The sequence below is a fragment of the Pseudomonas palmensis genome (assembly GCF_017848315.1).
In the GTDB taxonomy this organism is placed as follows: domain Bacteria; phylum Pseudomonadota; class Gammaproteobacteria; order Pseudomonadales; family Pseudomonadaceae; genus Aquipseudomonas; species Aquipseudomonas palmensis.
Window position 1 is genome coordinate 17,284 of sequence record NZ_JAFKEC010000001.1, and the last position, 14,795, is coordinate 32,078.

Consider the following 14,795-nt stretch of genomic DNA (forward strand, 5'->3'; position numbering starts at 1 on the left):
CAGCAGAACCATTCGATCCCATGGAGAGAGCACTATGAAGCGTCGCAGTCTGATCAAGGCATTCACCCTCAGCGCGTCGATTGCCGCGATGGGCCTGAGCTGGACGGTCCAGGCCGCCGAGACCATCAAGGTCGGCATCCTGCATTCGCTGTCGGGCACCATGGCGATCTCCGAGACCTCGCTCAAGGACATGGCCCTGATGACCATCGAGCAGATCAACGCCAAGGGCGGGGTCAACGGCAAGCTGCTGGAGCCGGTGGTGGTCGACCCGGCCTCCAACTGGCCGCTGTTCGCCGAGAAGAGCCGCCAGTTGCTGACCCAGGACAAGGTCGCGGTGGTGTTCGGCTGCTGGACCTCGGTGTCGCGCAAGTCGGTGCTGCCGGTGTTCGAGGAACTCAACGGGCTGCTGTTCTACCCGGTGCAGTACGAAGGTGAAGAAATGTCGCCCAACGTGTTCTACACCGGGGCGGCGCCCAACCAGCAGGCGATCCCGGCGGTGGAATACCTGATGAGCGAGGACGGTGGCGCGGCCAAGCGCTTCTTCCTGCTGGGCACCGACTACGTGTACCCACGCACCACCAACAAGATTCTGCGCGCGTTCCTGCACAGCAAGGGCGTGGCCGACAAGGACATCGAGGAGGTGTACACCCCGTTCGGCCACAGCGATTACCAGACCATCGTGGCCAACATCAAGAAGTTCTCGGCCGGGGGCAAGACGGCGGTGATCTCCACCGTCAACGGCGACTCCAACGTGCCGTTCTACAAGGAACTGGCCAACCAGGGCCTGAAGGCCACCGACGTGCCGGTGGTGGCGTTCTCGGTGGGTGAAGAGGAGCTTCGCGGCATCGACACCAAGCCGCTGGTGGGGCACCTGGCGGCATGGAACTACTTCGAGTCGGTGGACAACCCGGTCAACACGCAGTTCGTGGCCGACTGGAAGGCCTATGCCAAGGCGAAGAACCTGCCGGGCGCCGACAAGGCGGTGACCAACGACCCGATGGAGGCCACCTATGTGGGCATCCATATGTGGGCCCAGGCGGTGGAAAAGGCCAAGAGCACCGATGTGGACAAGGTGCGCGAGGCGCTGGCGGGGCAGACGTTCAAGGCGCCATCGGGCTTCACCCTGACCATGGACAAGACCAACCACCACCTGCACAAGCCGGTGATGATCGGCGAGATCCAGGATGACGGGCAGTTCAGCGTGGTGTGGCAGACCGAGCAGCCGCTGCGCGCGCAGCCGTGGAGCCCGTTCATTCCGGGCAACGACAAGCGGCCGGATTATGCCGTGAAAGGCAACTGAGGCAGGGGGCCGCCGTGCGGCCCATCGCGGGTCAAGCCCGCTCCCACAGGGATCACCGAACTCTGTAGGAGCGGGCTTGACCCGCGAAGAGGCCCTGACAGTCACCTAACCTTTCGAGGAAGCCGCCATGCCCAAGGCACTCCACTCGCTGTTGCTCGCCCTGCTCCTGCTGCTGCCTCTGGCAGCCCGGGCCGCTGGCGACGCCGACTACTTCATCGCCGCCAAGCCCAACGAACAGGCCAGCCTGCTGCAAGGCTGGGCGGCGCAACCCGACCCCGCGCGCCTCGAACTGCTGAGTTCGCTGCAGCAAGGCCGCCTGGGCCCGGACGACAGCCGCAAGCTGCGCCTGAACAACCGCCTGCGCGGCCTGGTGGACAACGCCCTGGCCAGCCATCGACTGCTCAGCGATGACGCCAGGGTCCGCCTGGCCGCCGCCCAGCAACTGCAGAAAAGCGCGCAGCCCGCTCAGGTCGCCTTCCTCGACCGGCGCTTTGCCAGCGAGCCCGACGCCGCCGTGCACGCAGCCCTGGGCCTGGCCCTGGCCAACCTGCAACTGGTCGCGACAGACCCCGCCGTACGCCTGGCCGCCGTGCGCCTGCTGGGCGAAACCGGCGACCCGATGGCCCGCACCCGCCTCGAAAGCCTGCTCGACCCCAGTGTGGAAACCGACCCCACGGTGCGCACCGCCGCCGAAACCAGCCTGGCCCAGGTCAAGCGCAAGCTGCTGATCGGCGAGCTGCTCGGCCAGGCCTTCAGCGGGCTGTCGCTGGGTTCGATCCTGCTGCTGGCAGCCCTGGGCCTGGCGATCACCTTCGGCCTGCTGGGGGTGATCAACATGGCCCACGGCGAAATGCTGATGCTCGGCGCCTACAGCACCTACGTGGTGCAAGTGCTGGTGCAGCGCTACGCCCCCGGCGCGCTGGACTTCTACCCGTTGCTGGCACTGCCGGTGGCCTTCGGTGTGAGTGCCGGGGTCGGCATGCTGCTCGAACGCACGGTGATCCGCCACCTGTACGGGCGCCCGCTGGAAACCCTGCTGGCCACCTGGGGCATCAGCCTGATCCTGATCCAGGCCATCCGCCTGCTGTTCGGCGCGCAGAACGTCGAGGTGGCCAACCCGGCCTGGCTCTCCGGCGGCCTGCAGGTACTGCCCAACCTGGTGCTGCCCTACAGCCGCCTGGTGATCATCGGTTTCGCCCTGTGCGTGGTGCTGCTCACCTGGCTGCTGCTCAACCGCACCCGCCTGGGCCTGAACGTGCGCGCCGTCACCCAGAACCGCAACATGGCCGCCTGCTGCGGCGTGCCCACCGGGCGCGTGGACATGCTCGCCTTCGGCCTGGGTTCGGGTATCGCCGGCCTGGGCGGCGTGGCCCTGAGCCAGATCGGCAACGTCGGCCCGGACCTGGGCCAGAGCTACATCATCGACTCGTTCCTGGTGGTGGTGCTCGGTGGCGTCGGGCAACTGGCCGGCAGCCTGTGGGCCGCGTTCGGCCTGGGCATAGCCAACAAGTTGCTGGAGCCGCAGATCGGTGCGGTGCTCGGCAAGATCCTCATCCTTGCGCTGATCATTCTGTTCATCCAGAAGCGTCCGCAAGGCCTGTTCGCCCTCAAGGGACGGGTAATCGACTGATGAACCAGCCACTGCTTGTCACTGCTACACAAAAGGCCGGCCCGCGCCTGACCCTGGCCGTCGGCGCCCTGGTGCTGCTGGTGCTGATCGCCCTGCCACTGCTGTCGTTGCTGCCAGCCGGCCACAGCCTGCAGGTGTCGGCCTACACCCTGACCCTGGTGGGCAAGATCCTGTGCTACGCCATCGTTGCCCTGGCGCTGGACCTGGTGTGGGGCTACGCCGGGTTGCTGTCGCTGGGCCATGGCCTGTTCTTCGCCCTGGGCGGCTACGCCATGGGCATGTACCTGATGCGCGAAGCGGCCGGCGACGGCCTGCCGGCGTTCATGACCTTTCTGTCGTGGAGCGAGCTGCCGTGGTACTGGGCCGGCACCCAGCACTTTGCCTGGGCACTGTGCCTGGTGGTGCTGGCGCCGGGGCTTTTGGCGCTGGTGTTCGGCTACTTCGCGTTCCGTTCGCGGATCAAGGGCGTGTACTTCTCGATCATGACCCAGGCCCTGACCTTTGCCGGCATGCTGCTGTTCTTTCGCAACGAGACCGGCTTTGGCGGCAACAACGGCTTCACCAACTTTCGCAGCATCCTGGGTTTCGAGATCACCGCCCAGGGCACCCGCGCGGTGCTGTTCCTGCTCACCGTGGCCTTGCTGGCGGGCAGCCTGTACCTGGGCTGGCGCCTGGCGCGCAGCAAGTTCGGGCGCGTGCTCACGGCGCTGCGCGACGCCGAGAACCGCCTGATGTTCTGCGGCTACGACCCGCGCGGCTTCAAGCTGTTCGTGTGGGTGCTGAGCGCCGTGCTGTGCGGCCTGGCAGGTGCGCTGTACGTGCCGCAGGTGGGCATCATCAACCCCAGCGAGATGTCGCCCACCAACTCCATCGAGGCCGCCGTGTGGGTAGCCCTGGGCGGGCGCGGCACGCTGATCGGGCCGTTGCTGGGCGCCGGCGTGGTCAATGGCATGAAGAGCTGGTTCACCGTGGCGTTCCCCGAGTTCTGGCTGTTCTTTCTCGGTGCGCTGTTCATTCTGGTAACGCTTTACCTGCCCAGAGGCGTGGTCGGCCTGCTGAAGAAAAGGGGTGAACAATGAGAAGCGTACCGCTGCCTGCCGTACACCCCGAGTTCATGCTCGAACCGATCATCGACGCCGGCAGCGGTCGCGATGCCATCGGCCTGGGCCAGGCACGCCAGCCGGGGCTGGACGTGCGCCACGGCACGGTGCTGACGCTGGAGGACATCAGCGTGAGCTTCGACGGCTTCAAGGCGCTGAATGCGCTGAACCTGTACATCGGCGTGGGCGAGTTGCGCTGCATCATCGGGCCCAACGGGGCGGGCAAGACCACGCTGATGGACGTGATCACCGGCAAGACCCGCCCCACCACCGGCAAGGCCTGGTTCGGCGAGACCCTGGACCTGACGCGCATGAGCGAGGTGCAGATCGCCCAGGCCGGCATCGGGCGCAAGTTCCAGAAGCCGACGGTGTTCGAGGCCTTGAGCGTGTACGAAAACCTGGAACTGGCGCAGAAGGCCGACAAGTCGGTATGGGCCAGCCTGTGCGCAAGACTCGGCGGCGAACAGCGCGACCGTATCGACCAGGTGCTGCAGACCATTCGCCTGACCGGGTCGGCGCAGCGCCCGGCGGGGTTGCTGTCCCATGGGCAGAAGCAGTTTCTGGAGATCGGCATGCTGCTGATGCAGGACCCGCAGTTGCTGCTGCTGGACGAACCGGTGGCGGGCATGACCGACGCCGAGACCGAATTCACCGCCGAGCTGTTCAAAAGCCTGGCCGGCCGGCATTCGCTGATGGTGGTGGAGCACGACATGGGGTTTGTCGGCAGCATTGCCGACCATGTGACGGTGCTGCACCAGGGCAGCGTGCTGGCAGAGGGTTCGCTGGAACAGGTGCAGGCCGATGATCGGGTGATCGAGGTTTATCTGGGGCGCTGAAAAGCTTCGCCGGCAACGCCGGCTCCTACAGAGACACCGCGGCTCTGGTAGGAGCCGGCGTTGCCGGTACAGACAAAAAAGGACAAGTCACATGCTGAAAATCGACACCCTGCACCAGTACTACGGCGGCAGCCACATCCTGCGCGGCCTGTCGTTCCAGGCCAAGGTCGGTGAGGTCACCTGCCTGCTGGGCCGCAACGGCGTGGGCAAGACCACCCTGCTGCGCTGCCTGATGGGCCTGCTGCCCGCCCGCGAAGGCAGCGTGCACTGGGAGGGCCAGGCCATCACCACGCTCAAGCCGCATCAGCGCGTGCATGCCGGAATCGCCTACGTGCCCCAGGGCCGCGAGATCTTCCCGCGCCTGACGGTGGAGGAGAACCTGCTGATGGGCCTGTCACGCTTCGGCGCCAGCCAGGCGCGGGAGGTGCCGGCCTTCATCTACGAACTGTTCCCGGTACTGCTGCAGATGAAACACCGCCGCGGCGGCGACCTGTCCGGTGGCCAGCAACAGCAACTGGCCATCGGCCGCGCCCTGGCCAGCCGCCCGCGCCTGCTGATTCTCGACGAGCCCACCGAAGGCATCCAGCCATCGGTGATCAAGGAGATCGGTGCGGTGATCCGCCAACTGGCCGCGCGTGGCGACATGGCGATTCTGCTGGTGGAGCAGTTCTACGACTTTGCCGCCGAGCTGGCCGACCAGTACCTGGTGATGTCCCGCGGCGAGATCGTGCAGCAGGGCCGCGGGGAAAACATGGAGGCCGAAGGTGTACGCGGCCTGGTTACGATTTAATCTGTGCGCCTGTCCCGTTTCGAGAGCCTGTCATGAACCACATCCGCGACGCCGTGCACGCCGACCTGCCGGCCATCCGTGATATCTACAACGATGCGGTGCTCAACACCCTGGCGATCTGGAACGAGCAGACGGTCGACCTGGGCAATCGCCAGGCGTGGTTCGCGGCGCGCCAGGGGCAGGGTTATCCGATACTGGTGGCGGTGAATGAGGCAGGGGACGTGCTGGGCTATGCCTCGTTCGGCGACTGGCGCCCGTTCGAGGGGTTTCGCCACACCGTGGAGCATTCGGTGTACATCCGCAGCGACCAGCGCGGCCAGGGCCTGGGGCCGTTGCTGATGCAGGCGCTGATCGAGCGTGCCAGGGGCTGTGGCAAGCATGTGATGGTGGCGGCGATCGAGAGCGGCAATACGGCGTCGATCCGCCTGCACGAGCGGCTGGGCTTCACCCTGAACGGACAGATGCCGCAGGTGGGGGTGAAGTTCGGCAAGTGGCTGGACCTGACCTTCATGCAACTGATGCTGGCACCGGGGGCGCAGCCCCCACAGGGCTGAGGGCCTCATCGCGGGTCAAGCCCGCTCTAACAGGTACAGCGCTGGCTTGGAGGCCAACGGCGTATCGGTGGGAGCGGGCTTGACCCGCGATTGGGCCGGTCAGCCTTGCACAAACCTTCCCAGGCGCTGCTTCAACATCGAATTCTCACTGCGCAACTGCTTCACTTCCTCCAGCAGCTCCAGCGCCAGCGCCACCCCTTCCCACTCCAGTTCCAGCTCCTGGTGCAGCTTGGCCGCGCGCTTGGCCAGCACCGGGGCACGGTCGTCGAACACCCATTCCTCCGGCGTTCGCCCCGAAGGTTCAACGATGCCGTGTTCGACGATCTCGATCACGTAGGCTGCCGGTACATCGGCCTCCTGACAAAGGGTTCGCATGTCCAGTTGAACGATCAGGGTACTGCTCATGGTCACTTACTCCATTGAGTTCGCGGGTTGAACCCGGCCTTCTCCGACAGTTTGGTCCACAGTTCGCGGGCTTCGGCGCTCGATTGCGTCGGCATCACCACCTTCAGCTGCGCATACAGGTCGCCACGCTGGCCTTGCTTGTTGCTCAGGCCCATGCCCTTGATGCGCAGGCGCTGGCCGCTCTGGCTGTCGGGGCGGATGGTCAGGTTGACCTTGCCGGTCAGGGTCGGCATCTCGACCTTGGTGCCCAGCGCAGCCTCCCACGGTGCCAGCGGCACGGTGATGATCAGGTCATGCCCTTCGACATCGAACAGCGGGTGGGGTGCCAGGCGAATGATCAGGTACAGGTCGCCATTGGCGCCGCCGCCCACGCCCGGTGCACCCTGGCCCTTGAGGCGGATGCGCTCGCCGTCGGTCACCCCGGCAGGGATCTTGACGTTGAGGGTCTTGGTGGTGTCGCCCGTGCGCTGCCCGGCCGCGTTGTACTGCGGCACCTGGAAGCTGATCTTCTTCGACTCGTTGGCCAGGGTTTCCTCGAGGAAAATCGCCAGTTCCATTTCCACGTCCTGCCCTCGCCGACCGGCACTGCGTTGCTGGCCACGGCCAAAGGGATTGCCGTTGCCACGTCCGGCCGAGCCGAAAATGGAACTGAAGAAGTCCGAGAAGTCGCCGCCGCCAAAGTCGGCACCGCCACCGCCACCGCCACGGCTTTCCCAGCCCGGCGGGCCCTGGAAGGGCCGGCCGTGCTGGCCGTACTTGCGCAGCTCGTCGTATTCGGCGCGCTTTTCAGGGCTGCTCAGGGCCTCATAGGCCTCGTTCACTTCCTTGAAGTGGTTTTCGGCGTCGCGCTCTTTGCTGACGTCCGGGTGATACTTGCGCGCAAGCTTGCGGTAGGCGGTCTTGATCGCCTTTTCATCCGCCGTGGGCTCTACGCCAAGGATCTTGTAATAGTCTTTGAAGTCCATCTTTACGATTCACCATCGGTTATCGAATGCATCACTGCTGTGAAGATTGGGGTCAAGCATAGCCTTTCAAGTCGGACAAAGGATTGCTGTCGAGCAGATATTCGGTCTTGATTCTGCCGATGGCTGGCATAAACTGCGCGGCCGTTTTTCCCCCGGAAGCACACCCATGAGTCACGCATCCCCGGCCCGCGCCTGCGGTATCGACTTCGGCACCTCCAATTCCACCGTCGGCTGGCACCGTCCCGGCGTGGATTCGCTGATTGCCCTGGAAGACGGCAAGATCACCTTGCCCTCGGTGGTGTTCTTCAATATCGAGGAGCGGCGCCCGGTCTATGGCCGGCTGGCCCTGCACGAGTACCTGGAGGGCTACGAAGGCCGCCTGATGCGCTCGCTCAAGAGCCTGCTGGGCTCCAAGCTGATCAAGCACGACACCAGCGTGCTGGGCACCGCGCTGCCGTTCAAGGACCTGCTGGGCATGTTCATCGGCGAGCTGAAGAAGCGTGCCGAGGCCAATGCCGGGCGCGACTTCGACGAGGTGGTGCTGGGCCGCCCGGTGCATTTCGTCGACGACGACCAGGCCGCCGACCAGGAGGCCGAAGACACCCTGGCCGAGGTGGCGAAGAAGATCGGCTTCAAGGACGTGTCGTTCCAGTACGAACCCATCGCCGCAGCCTTCGACTACGAGTCGAGCATCCAGGGCGAAGAGCTGGTGCTGATCGTCGACATCGGCGGTGGTACCTCGGACTTCTCGCTGGTACGCCTGGCCCCCGAGCGCCACATGCTCGATGACCGCCACGCCGACATCCTGGCCACCGGTGGCGTGCACATCGGCGGTACCGACTTCGACAAGCAGCTGAGCCTGCAGGGCGTGATGCCGCTGTTCGGCTATGGCAGCCGCATGAAAAGCGGTGCCTTCATGCCCACCAGCCACCACATGAACCTGGCCACCTGGCACACCATCAACTCGGTGTACTCGCAGAAATCCCAGCTGGCGCTGGGCAGCATGCGCTACGACATCGAGGACACCGACGGCATCGACCGCCTGTTCAAGCTGATCGAACAGCGCGCCGGGCACTGGCTGGCGATGGAAGTGGAAGCCACCAAGATCGAGCTGACCCACAGCGACAGCCGCCTGGTCGACCTCAAGCGCGTGCAGCCCGAGCTGAGTGTGGAGTTGACCCGTGCGCTGTTCGAGGCGTCCATCGACAGCCTGCTCGAACGTGTGCGTGGCAGCGTCGGCGAGCTGCTGAACAAGGCCGGTGTAGGGGTGGCGCAGGTCGACACGGTATTCTTCACCGGCGGCTCCAGCGGCATCCCTGCCCTGCGCCAGAGCGTGGCGGCCATGCTGCCCAACGCGCGCCACGTCGAGGGCAACATCTTCGGCAGCATCGGTAGCGGCCTGGCGATCGAAGCCCGCAAGCGTTACGGCTAGCCCGCCGCCCCACAAGGACGTGAACAGATGAGTTTCAAACCCCTGGCGCTGATCAGCGCCTTGCTGCTGGCCGGTTGCAACGACGACCTGATGACCCTGCGCTTCGAGGACTCGGCCGGCTCGTCGGGCACCGGCCTGGACGCGCGCAAGCAGCAGATGATCGACGAGGCCCTGGTGCAACGCCAGATCGACCCGAAAAGCCTGCGCTGGCGGGTCGACCTCGAAGACCAACACCTGGTGTACGTGAGGGAACTGCAGCCGCTGAGCGAGGCGCAGCGCAAGGCGTTGCGCGAACCGTTCGACGAGATCCTGCAGGCACGCGCGGCGAACACGCTGCAGATCGAACTCACCCTGGACATAACCCCCGAGCAACGCCAGGCCCTGAGCGCGGCAGAGCGCCAGCGGATCGACGCGCTGCCGCAACCGTTGTTGATCCCGCTGGAGCTCAGCCCGACGGTGCTGACCATGGCGCTGATGCCCAGGGACGACGACAACGTGCCGCGGGACGTGACCGAACGCATCAACTCCAAGGTCACCTGCCAACTGCAGGCGCTGCCGGTAAAGCCGTTGCCGGAGGGCATCACCGGCCTGTGGCAGATGACGCTGGACACGGCCAATCAGGTCAGCGTCGAGCTGGGCGAAGCGCACTACCCGGCGCATTACCGGCTGACCGACGCCGGCCTGCAAGGCAGGATCGACAAAGGCGAACTGTGGCTCGTCGAGCCGAACTACCTGTCGGTGGACCCACTGGTGGTAATGCTGGGCTTTTCGGACCTGGGGCAACAGCGGCTGTACCGCAGTTTTCCGTTGCAACCCAATGCTTCGCAGCTGATCCATTCGTGCGAAAGCGCTGCCAACCACTTGCCACGCCCCCTGAGCTTTCGGGTCGGGGACGGCCTGGACCGGCTCGAATCGGTGACCTACAAGGAAGAAACCCAATGAACCTGGCCAGAACCCTGGCACTGTCGAGCGCGCTGCTGCTGGGCGGCTGCGGCGACGAAACATTCATGAGCGTGCGCTTTCAGACCGACGTCGGCACCGCCCGCTGGGGGCTGGACCCGATCAACCTGCAGATGATCGGCGAGGCCCTCGAACAGCGCCAGGTCGACCCCAAGCGCCTGCGTTTCGACGTGGATGCCGAGGACAAGCGCCTGGTGCATGTGGTGCTGCTGCAACCGCTGGATGAACAGCAGCAGGCCGCCTTGCGCGGGCTGTTCGAGGACATCGTGCAGGCGCGCAACGCTGTCACCTTCGCTATCGAAGTCACCCTGCAACCCACCGCCGCCGAGCGCCAGCGCCTGACCCCAAGCCAGCTGCAGGCCCTGGAGGCGATGCCCGCCTCGTTCACCCTGCCCGCCGAACCGGGCGACGAAGTGAGTACGGTGGCCGCGATGCCGGAGCAATGGCCGGGCACCACGATGGATGTCAACGAACAGGTGCAGGCCGAGGTCAGTTGCCTGCTGTACATCAGCCCGCGCCAGTATTACCCGGGCATGACCGACATCTACGCGGCCAAGGGCGATGACCCGCAGCGGGTGGTGCTGGAGTTTGCCGAAACAGGCGAAGCGGATGCCTTCAGCCTGTGGAAGGTGAGTGCCCGCTACCGCTTCAAGCAGGCCAGCCTGCAGCAGCAGGTCGACAAGGGTGAACTCGCGCTGCTGCCGGCTGACGAGCAGAACCGCAAGAGCCTGAGCATCGCGTTCAAGCTGGCGGACCTGGGCGAGCACGAGCTGATGCGTGCCTACCAGATCGACTATCGGGTCAAGGCCCTGAACAGCCAGTGCTACGCCGAGCAGATGAAGCTCGGGCGGCCGTATACGTTCTTCATGGGTACGGGGCTGGATCGGGTGGAAGCGGTCACTTATCCACAGAAATGAGTTGGCTGCTTCGCCAGCAAGGCTGGCGAAGAGGCCCGTCGGCCTTACACCAGCTCGGCCCGGCGCAACTCGCTCTTCAGGTACGCATAGTAGATCGGCCCCGCGACCACGCCCGGCAAGCCGAACGCTGCCTCGAACACCAGCATCGCCAGCAGCAGCTCCCACGACTTGGCGCGAATCTGCCCGCCCACGATGCGCGCATTGAGAAAGTACTCGACCTTGTGGATCACGATCAGGTAGCCCAGCGCCGCCACAGCCACCCAGATCGACAGCGACAGGCCGACGATGGTAATCAGCGTGTTGGACATCAGGTTGCCGATCACCGGCAGCAGCCCCAGCAGGAAGGTCAGCACGATCAGCGTCTTGGTCAGCGGCAGGTGCACCCCGAACAGCGGCAGCACCACCGCCAGGAATACCCCGGTAAAGGCGGTGTTGAGCAGCGAGATCTTGATCTGCGCGAACACGATGTTGCGAAACGCCTGCACCAGCAGCGACAGGCGCTCGAACAAGGCCGCGGCCAGCGGTTTGCGCTGGGTCAGGTCGGGGATGCGCTGCAAGGCCACGATGGCGCCCAGGATCATGCCGATCAGCAAGGTCACGAACATGTGCGCCGCGCCCTTGCCCACCAGTTGCAGGTCGGCCAGGTGGGTGCGCAACCATTCGCCGATGGCCACCTTGAACTCCGCCGCACTGGCCGGCAGGTAGGCGTCGATGAACGGCGGCAACTGCCCGCGCGCCTGGTCCACCAGCAGCATGAACTTGTCCAGCGACGCGCCGGGATTCTCCGCCTCGTGCAGCAGAAAGCTGATGGCCCCGGCAAACAGCAGGCTCAGCACGCTCACGATCAGCGTGCCCAGCAACGCCACCGCTACCCAGCGCGCACGCTGCCCGGCAATCAGGTGCTGCAGCTTGGGCGTGAGCATGTTGACCAGCTCGAACACCAGCAGGCCGGCCAGCAGGCTGGGCAGCAGCTTGAGCGGCAGCGCCAGCAGCAACCCGGTGAACACGATGAGCCAACTCGCCAGGACGATCTGGCGCTGGGTAAATGTCATACAACCTCGGAGGCAGAAAGACCACAAAGACGGCAGTCTGCCAGCCTTCTACGAGCAGGCATAGGGGCACGCGGGGCGCGGCGCGCTGGCGTTGCCAGGGCAATCTTTCTATGATGCCCGCCCTCACGGAATGACCGCGCGCCCATGCGCAATCGCAGGAGCGCGCATGCGCGAAAAAGATATCCTCGAAATACTGGTGCCGATTCTCTGCGTGCTGATTGTCTGGCGCATCACGCCGATCTTCTGGACGTTCTTCATGACCTGGCTCAACCGCGTCAGGTACCTGCGCCGCGCCACCCCGATACGCCAGCTGAACGACGGCGAGCGCGAGGCCCTGGCGTTTCTCGGCGGCCCGGCCTACATGCTGCGCAAGCTGGTCGGCACCACCGACCTGCCCTGGAAGAAACTGGCCCACGTCACCGGCAAGCGCGCTGCGGTGTACCGCCTGCAAGGCCCGCTGGACACCTGGGGCTACTCGCTGCAGCACTTCGGCGAAACACACCACCGCATCCAGGGCATCGCGGTGCACATGCCGCTGGAGGACATCGAGGAAAAGACCGACCCGCACAACGAGGTGGAGGTGATGTTCAGCCGGGGCGTGGCCATCATTCTTAGCGTCAATGGTCGGCCCACCCTCATCGAAACCCTGCGCCTGTGGCAGCCTCGCCTGCTGCCGCTGCAGGAACACGCCGACACGGCCAAGGAACCCCATGCGTAAGGTACTGCTGTGCGCGCTCGCGCTGTTGCTCGCAGGCTGTGACAAGGACTTTCTGGTGCTGCACTTCCAGGCGCCGGTGGGCGACCTGTACTACAGCCGGGACGTGCATTACAGCTACCGCGAATCGATCTTCGCGCTGCTGGCCGCGCACCACATCCCCACCGACAGCCTGGTGATGGAGATGGACGAGTACAACGACAAGGTGGTGCACCTGCGCCTGACGGACGACTCACTGAGCCCACAGCAGCTGGACGAGATTCGCGAGGTGTTCGAAGCCATCATCCCGGCACGCAATGCGGTGACCCTGAACATGAAGCTGCGTTTCGACGCCGACCAGGCCCAGGGGCTGACCGGCCAGCGTCAGGGCACGGGCGCGCCGCCGCGTCACTTCGACACCACCGTGCTGACCCCGCAGAACCTGCACATTGCCCTTGGCCAGGGCATCGGTACCCCGCCGCACAGCAACCCCTACCTCAAGGTGCTGCCGCAGGCCGATGACCAGATGCTCTGCACCCTGGAGGCCGGCATGACTCCGACACTGCCGTTCTACATGCTCGCCACCGGGCCAGGCGAGCTCGGCTCGGGCCGTCAGGGCCTGCTGCACGTGCGCAACCGCGACTTCCAGGCCGCACAGGTGCCAGTGCACCTGCAGTTCGAAGACGCGGCGCTGCGCCGACTGGTCGATAACGGCACCCTGCAGGTGGCGTTCAGCACCCGCAACTGGCTCGACTACCTGAACCCCGACAACATTCACCTGCACTTCGTGATCGGCCCACCACTGGTATCGGCGCCGATGGCCGAGATGACCCATGCGCGTGCCCGGGAACTGCACACCGAGTGCAACCAGCGCATGGACGCACTGGGGCGGCCGTTCTCGTTCTTCTTTGGCGAGGGCGTGGACCGGCTGGTGTATGTGGGCCTGCCGGCACGCGACTGAGCCTCAGCAGGGGCTCATTTCTTCTTCAGGCAGGTACTCATGAACGCCTTGCGCTCGTCGCCCTTGAGCGCCTGGGTGGTGGCGTCGGCATTGCAGGTCTTCATCTTCTCCTGCTGGGTCGCGGGCTCGGCCTTTTTCAGGCAGGTGCTCATGAACGCCTTGCGCGCGTCACCCTTGAGCGCCTGGGAGGTAGCGTCGGCATTGCAGGTCTTCATCTTCTCCTGCTGTGCGGTGGCGGCGAACCCCTGCGAACACATCAGGACGCCAAGCAGCAGCAACGGCACACGCAACATTTTCATGGGGCATTCTCCTGGTCGCCACGCCATCCGCGCAGCCTCGACACCAGTGTAGACAAGAATTTTTACAAACCCCTGTCAGCCGCGGCGCGCCTGGCGTCGGTACTGCTCCGGGGTGCACTGGGCCTGGCGCTGGAACATCGCGATAAAAGCCGATGGGCTGCCGTAGCCCAGGTCGAAGGCGATCTGCTGGATGCTCTGCTCGCCCTCCAGGGCCTCGATGGCCCGCAGAAACCGCAGACGCTGGCGCCATTCGCCAAAGCTGATACCCAGCTCGCGGATGAACTGGCGGGCCAGGGTGCGCTCGCTCACATGTACGCTGGCCGCCCAGTCGCCCAGCGGACGGTTGTCCCCAGGGTTGCGCTGCAGGGCCTGCAGCACGCTGCGCAGGCCCGGGCCCTGGGCGTACGGCAGGTAGCCGGTGTGCACCGGGGCGCAGTGCAACTGGTCCACCAGCACCTGGGCCAGGCGCTGGTCGGCATCGGTGCGCGGTACCTTGACGTCGCGCCGGGCAAAATCGCCGAGGATGGCCTTGAGGATGTCGCTGATCACCAGGCTGCACGGCTGCGCAGGCAGGCTCTGGCTCAGCTCGCGGGTGATGTACACCGAGCGGTACACCACGGCCTGGGGGTTGTAGCAACCATGCTCGGTGTCCGGCGGCACCCATACCGCGTAGTTGGGCGGCGAGAAGAAGCGCCGGCCGTCGATCTCCAGCTGCATCACCCCGTGGGCGGTGTAGTTGAGCTGGCCCCAGGCGTGACGGTGCGCGGCGCTGTGGGTGTCGGCGCCGAACTCGTCATAGCGGAAGTACACCGGTGCCGGTAGCGCGTCCAGCTGCGGGATGTCGAGGTATTTGCGTGCCATGCTGTCGGTCGAATGCTGTCTGGATCAATGGGCGGGTTG

At 65.3% G+C, this 14,795-nt stretch carries 16 protein-coding genes; 11 read left to right on the plus strand and 5 right to left on the minus strand.

Features of this window, described 5'->3' with window-relative positions:
- Nucleotides 1–34: 34 nt before the first annotated feature.
- The 6 genes from urtA (at nucleotide 35) to JZZ72_RS00115 (ending at nucleotide 6,210) form a co-directional block, all read left to right on the plus strand.
- Nucleotides 35–1,300 (plus strand): urea ABC transporter substrate-binding protein, encoded by a 1,266-nt coding sequence (gene urtA, locus JZZ72_RS00090; RefSeq protein ID WP_043863487.1) that lies wholly within the window; start codon nucleotides 35–37, stop codon nucleotides 1,298–1,300.
- A gap of 127 nt (nucleotides 1,301–1,427) precedes the next feature.
- Nucleotides 1,428–2,930 carry an urea ABC transporter permease subunit UrtB gene (urtB, locus tag JZZ72_RS00095; RefSeq protein ID WP_043863488.1) on the plus strand — a complete coding sequence of 501 codons (1,503 nt, stop codon included), beginning with the start codon at nucleotides 1,428–1,430 and terminating at the stop codon, nucleotides 2,928–2,930.
- Entirely contained in the window at nucleotides 2,930–4,009 is a 1,080-nt protein-coding gene (urtC, locus tag JZZ72_RS00100) for an urea ABC transporter permease subunit UrtC (protein ID WP_043863489.1), read from the plus strand. The genes urtB and urtC overlap by 1 nt, the downstream gene beginning before the upstream one ends.
- Nucleotides 4,006–4,866: an urea ABC transporter ATP-binding protein UrtD gene (gene urtD, locus JZZ72_RS00105; RefSeq protein ID WP_167400197.1), complete on the plus strand. Its 861-nt coding sequence runs from the start codon at nucleotides 4,006–4,008 to the stop codon at nucleotides 4,864–4,866. Before urtC ends, urtD begins: the two co-directional genes overlap by 4 nt.
- Nucleotides 4,867–4,957: 91 nt before the next feature.
- A complete protein-coding gene (urtE, locus tag JZZ72_RS00110; protein ID WP_043863491.1) occupies nucleotides 4,958–5,656 on the plus strand; it encodes an urea ABC transporter ATP-binding subunit UrtE in 699 nt (232 codons plus the stop codon).
- A 32-nt stretch (nucleotides 5,657–5,688) separates the two neighbouring features.
- On the plus strand, nucleotides 5,689–6,210 hold the full coding sequence (locus JZZ72_RS00115; protein WP_078479886.1) for a GNAT family N-acetyltransferase: 522 nt from the start codon (nucleotides 5,689–5,691) through the stop codon (nucleotides 6,208–6,210).
- Nucleotides 6,211–6,309: 99 nt separating this feature from the next.
- Here the strand turns inward: JZZ72_RS00115 and JZZ72_RS00120 are convergent, their stop codons facing one another.
- Nucleotides 6,310–6,615, minus strand: a complete 306-nt coding sequence (locus tag JZZ72_RS00120; RefSeq protein ID WP_043863493.1) for a chaperone modulator CbpM — start codon at nucleotides 6,613–6,615, stop codon at nucleotides 6,310–6,312.
- A gap of 2 nt (nucleotides 6,616–6,617) precedes the next feature.
- Nucleotides 6,618–7,580 carry a curved DNA-binding protein gene (gene cbpA / locus JZZ72_RS00125; protein ID WP_043863494.1) on the minus strand — a complete coding sequence of 321 codons (963 nt, stop codon included), beginning with the start codon at nucleotides 7,578–7,580 and terminating at the stop codon, nucleotides 6,618–6,620.
- A gap of 166 nt (nucleotides 7,581–7,746) precedes the next feature.
- On the opposite strand from cbpA, the gene JZZ72_RS00130 reads away from it, so the two are divergent.
- The 3 genes from JZZ72_RS00130 to JZZ72_RS00140 are packed head-to-tail and all read left to right on the plus strand — an operon-like array spanning nucleotide 7,747 to nucleotide 10,889.
- Nucleotides 7,747–9,012 carry an Hsp70 family protein gene (locus tag JZZ72_RS00130; protein ID WP_043863495.1) on the plus strand — a complete coding sequence of 422 codons (1,266 nt, stop codon included), beginning with the start codon at nucleotides 7,747–7,749 and terminating at the stop codon, nucleotides 9,010–9,012.
- Nucleotides 9,013–9,039: 27 nt separating this feature from the next.
- On the plus strand, nucleotides 9,040–9,954 hold the full coding sequence (locus tag JZZ72_RS00135) for a hypothetical protein (protein ID WP_043863496.1): 915 nt from the start codon (nucleotides 9,040–9,042) through the stop codon (nucleotides 9,952–9,954).
- Nucleotides 9,951–10,889 (plus strand): hypothetical protein, encoded by a 939-nt coding sequence (locus JZZ72_RS00140; RefSeq protein WP_104572983.1) that lies wholly within the window; start codon nucleotides 9,951–9,953, stop codon nucleotides 10,887–10,889. The genes JZZ72_RS00135 and JZZ72_RS00140 overlap by 4 nt, the downstream gene beginning before the upstream one ends.
- Before the next feature lie 44 nt (nucleotides 10,890–10,933).
- Here the strand turns inward: JZZ72_RS00140 and JZZ72_RS00145 are convergent, their stop codons facing one another.
- The gene (locus tag JZZ72_RS00145) at nucleotides 10,934–11,941 is read right to left on the minus strand and encodes an AI-2E family transporter (RefSeq protein WP_054916161.1); all 1,008 of its coding nucleotides are present in this window, start codon (nucleotides 11,939–11,941) and stop codon (nucleotides 10,934–10,936) included.
- 166 nt (nucleotides 11,942–12,107) lie between these two features.
- On the opposite strand from JZZ72_RS00145, the gene JZZ72_RS00150 reads away from it, so the two are divergent.
- Both JZZ72_RS00150 and JZZ72_RS00155 read left to right on the plus strand, forming a co-directional pair.
- Nucleotides 12,108–12,659 (plus strand): hypothetical protein, encoded by a 552-nt coding sequence (locus JZZ72_RS00150; protein WP_116052605.1) that lies wholly within the window; start codon nucleotides 12,108–12,110, stop codon nucleotides 12,657–12,659.
- A complete protein-coding gene (locus tag JZZ72_RS00155; protein ID WP_058541581.1) occupies nucleotides 12,652–13,596 on the plus strand; it encodes a hypothetical protein in 945 nt (314 codons plus the stop codon). The genes JZZ72_RS00150 and JZZ72_RS00155 overlap by 8 nt, the downstream gene beginning before the upstream one ends.
- 14 nt (nucleotides 13,597–13,610) lie before the next feature.
- On the opposite strand, the gene JZZ72_RS00160 is transcribed toward JZZ72_RS00155, so the two are convergent.
- Complete coding sequence (locus tag JZZ72_RS00160; protein WP_043863501.1) at nucleotides 13,611–13,895, minus strand: PsiF family protein; 285 nt, start codon at nucleotides 13,893–13,895, stop codon at nucleotides 13,611–13,613.
- A gap of 75 nt (nucleotides 13,896–13,970) precedes the next feature.
- Nucleotides 13,971–14,756 carry an AraC family transcriptional regulator gene (locus JZZ72_RS00165; protein WP_043863502.1) on the minus strand — a complete coding sequence of 262 codons (786 nt, stop codon included), beginning with the start codon at nucleotides 14,754–14,756 and terminating at the stop codon, nucleotides 13,971–13,973.
- Between the last annotated feature and the right edge of the window lie 39 nt (nucleotides 14,757–14,795).

Coding starts and splice junctions, on each gene's coding strand:
- JZZ72_RS00115 (WP_078479886.1), top strand. CDS start 5,689: ATGAACCACATCCGCGACGCCGTGCACGCCGACCTGCCGGCCATCCGT.
- JZZ72_RS00165 (WP_043863502.1), bottom strand. CDS start 14,756: ATGGCACGCAAATACCTCGACATCCCGCAGCTGGACGCGCTACCGGCA.
- urtA (WP_043863487.1), top strand. CDS start 35: ATGAAGCGTCGCAGTCTGATCAAGGCATTCACCCTCAGCGCGTCGATT.
- JZZ72_RS00120 (WP_043863493.1), bottom strand. CDS start 6,615: ATGAGCAGTACCCTGATCGTTCAACTGGACATGCGAACCCTTTGTCAG.
- JZZ72_RS00130 (WP_043863495.1), top strand. CDS start 7,747: ATGAGTCACGCATCCCCGGCCCGCGCCTGCGGTATCGACTTCGGCACC.
- urtC (WP_043863489.1), top strand. CDS start 2,930: ATGAACCAGCCACTGCTTGTCACTGCTACACAAAAGGCCGGCCCGCGC.
- JZZ72_RS00140 (WP_104572983.1), top strand. CDS start 9,951: ATGAACCTGGCCAGAACCCTGGCACTGTCGAGCGCGCTGCTGCTGGGC.
- JZZ72_RS00145 (WP_054916161.1), bottom strand. CDS start 11,941: ATGACATTTACCCAGCGCCAGATCGTCCTGGCGAGTTGGCTCATCGTG.
- JZZ72_RS00150 (WP_116052605.1), top strand. CDS start 12,108: ATGCGCGAAAAAGATATCCTCGAAATACTGGTGCCGATTCTCTGCGTG.
- JZZ72_RS00160 (WP_043863501.1), bottom strand. CDS start 13,895: ATGAAAATGTTGCGTGTGCCGTTGCTGCTGCTTGGCGTCCTGATGTGT.
- urtB (WP_043863488.1), top strand. CDS start 1,428: ATGCCCAAGGCACTCCACTCGCTGTTGCTCGCCCTGCTCCTGCTGCTG.
- cbpA (WP_043863494.1), bottom strand. CDS start 7,580: ATGGACTTCAAAGACTATTACAAGATCCTTGGCGTAGAGCCCACGGCG.
- JZZ72_RS00135 (WP_043863496.1), top strand. CDS start 9,040: ATGAGTTTCAAACCCCTGGCGCTGATCAGCGCCTTGCTGCTGGCCGGT.
- JZZ72_RS00155 (WP_058541581.1), top strand. CDS start 12,652: ATGCGTAAGGTACTGCTGTGCGCGCTCGCGCTGTTGCTCGCAGGCTGT.
- urtE (WP_043863491.1), top strand. CDS start 4,958: ATGCTGAAAATCGACACCCTGCACCAGTACTACGGCGGCAGCCACATC.
- urtD (WP_167400197.1), top strand. CDS start 4,006: ATGAGAAGCGTACCGCTGCCTGCCGTACACCCCGAGTTCATGCTCGAA.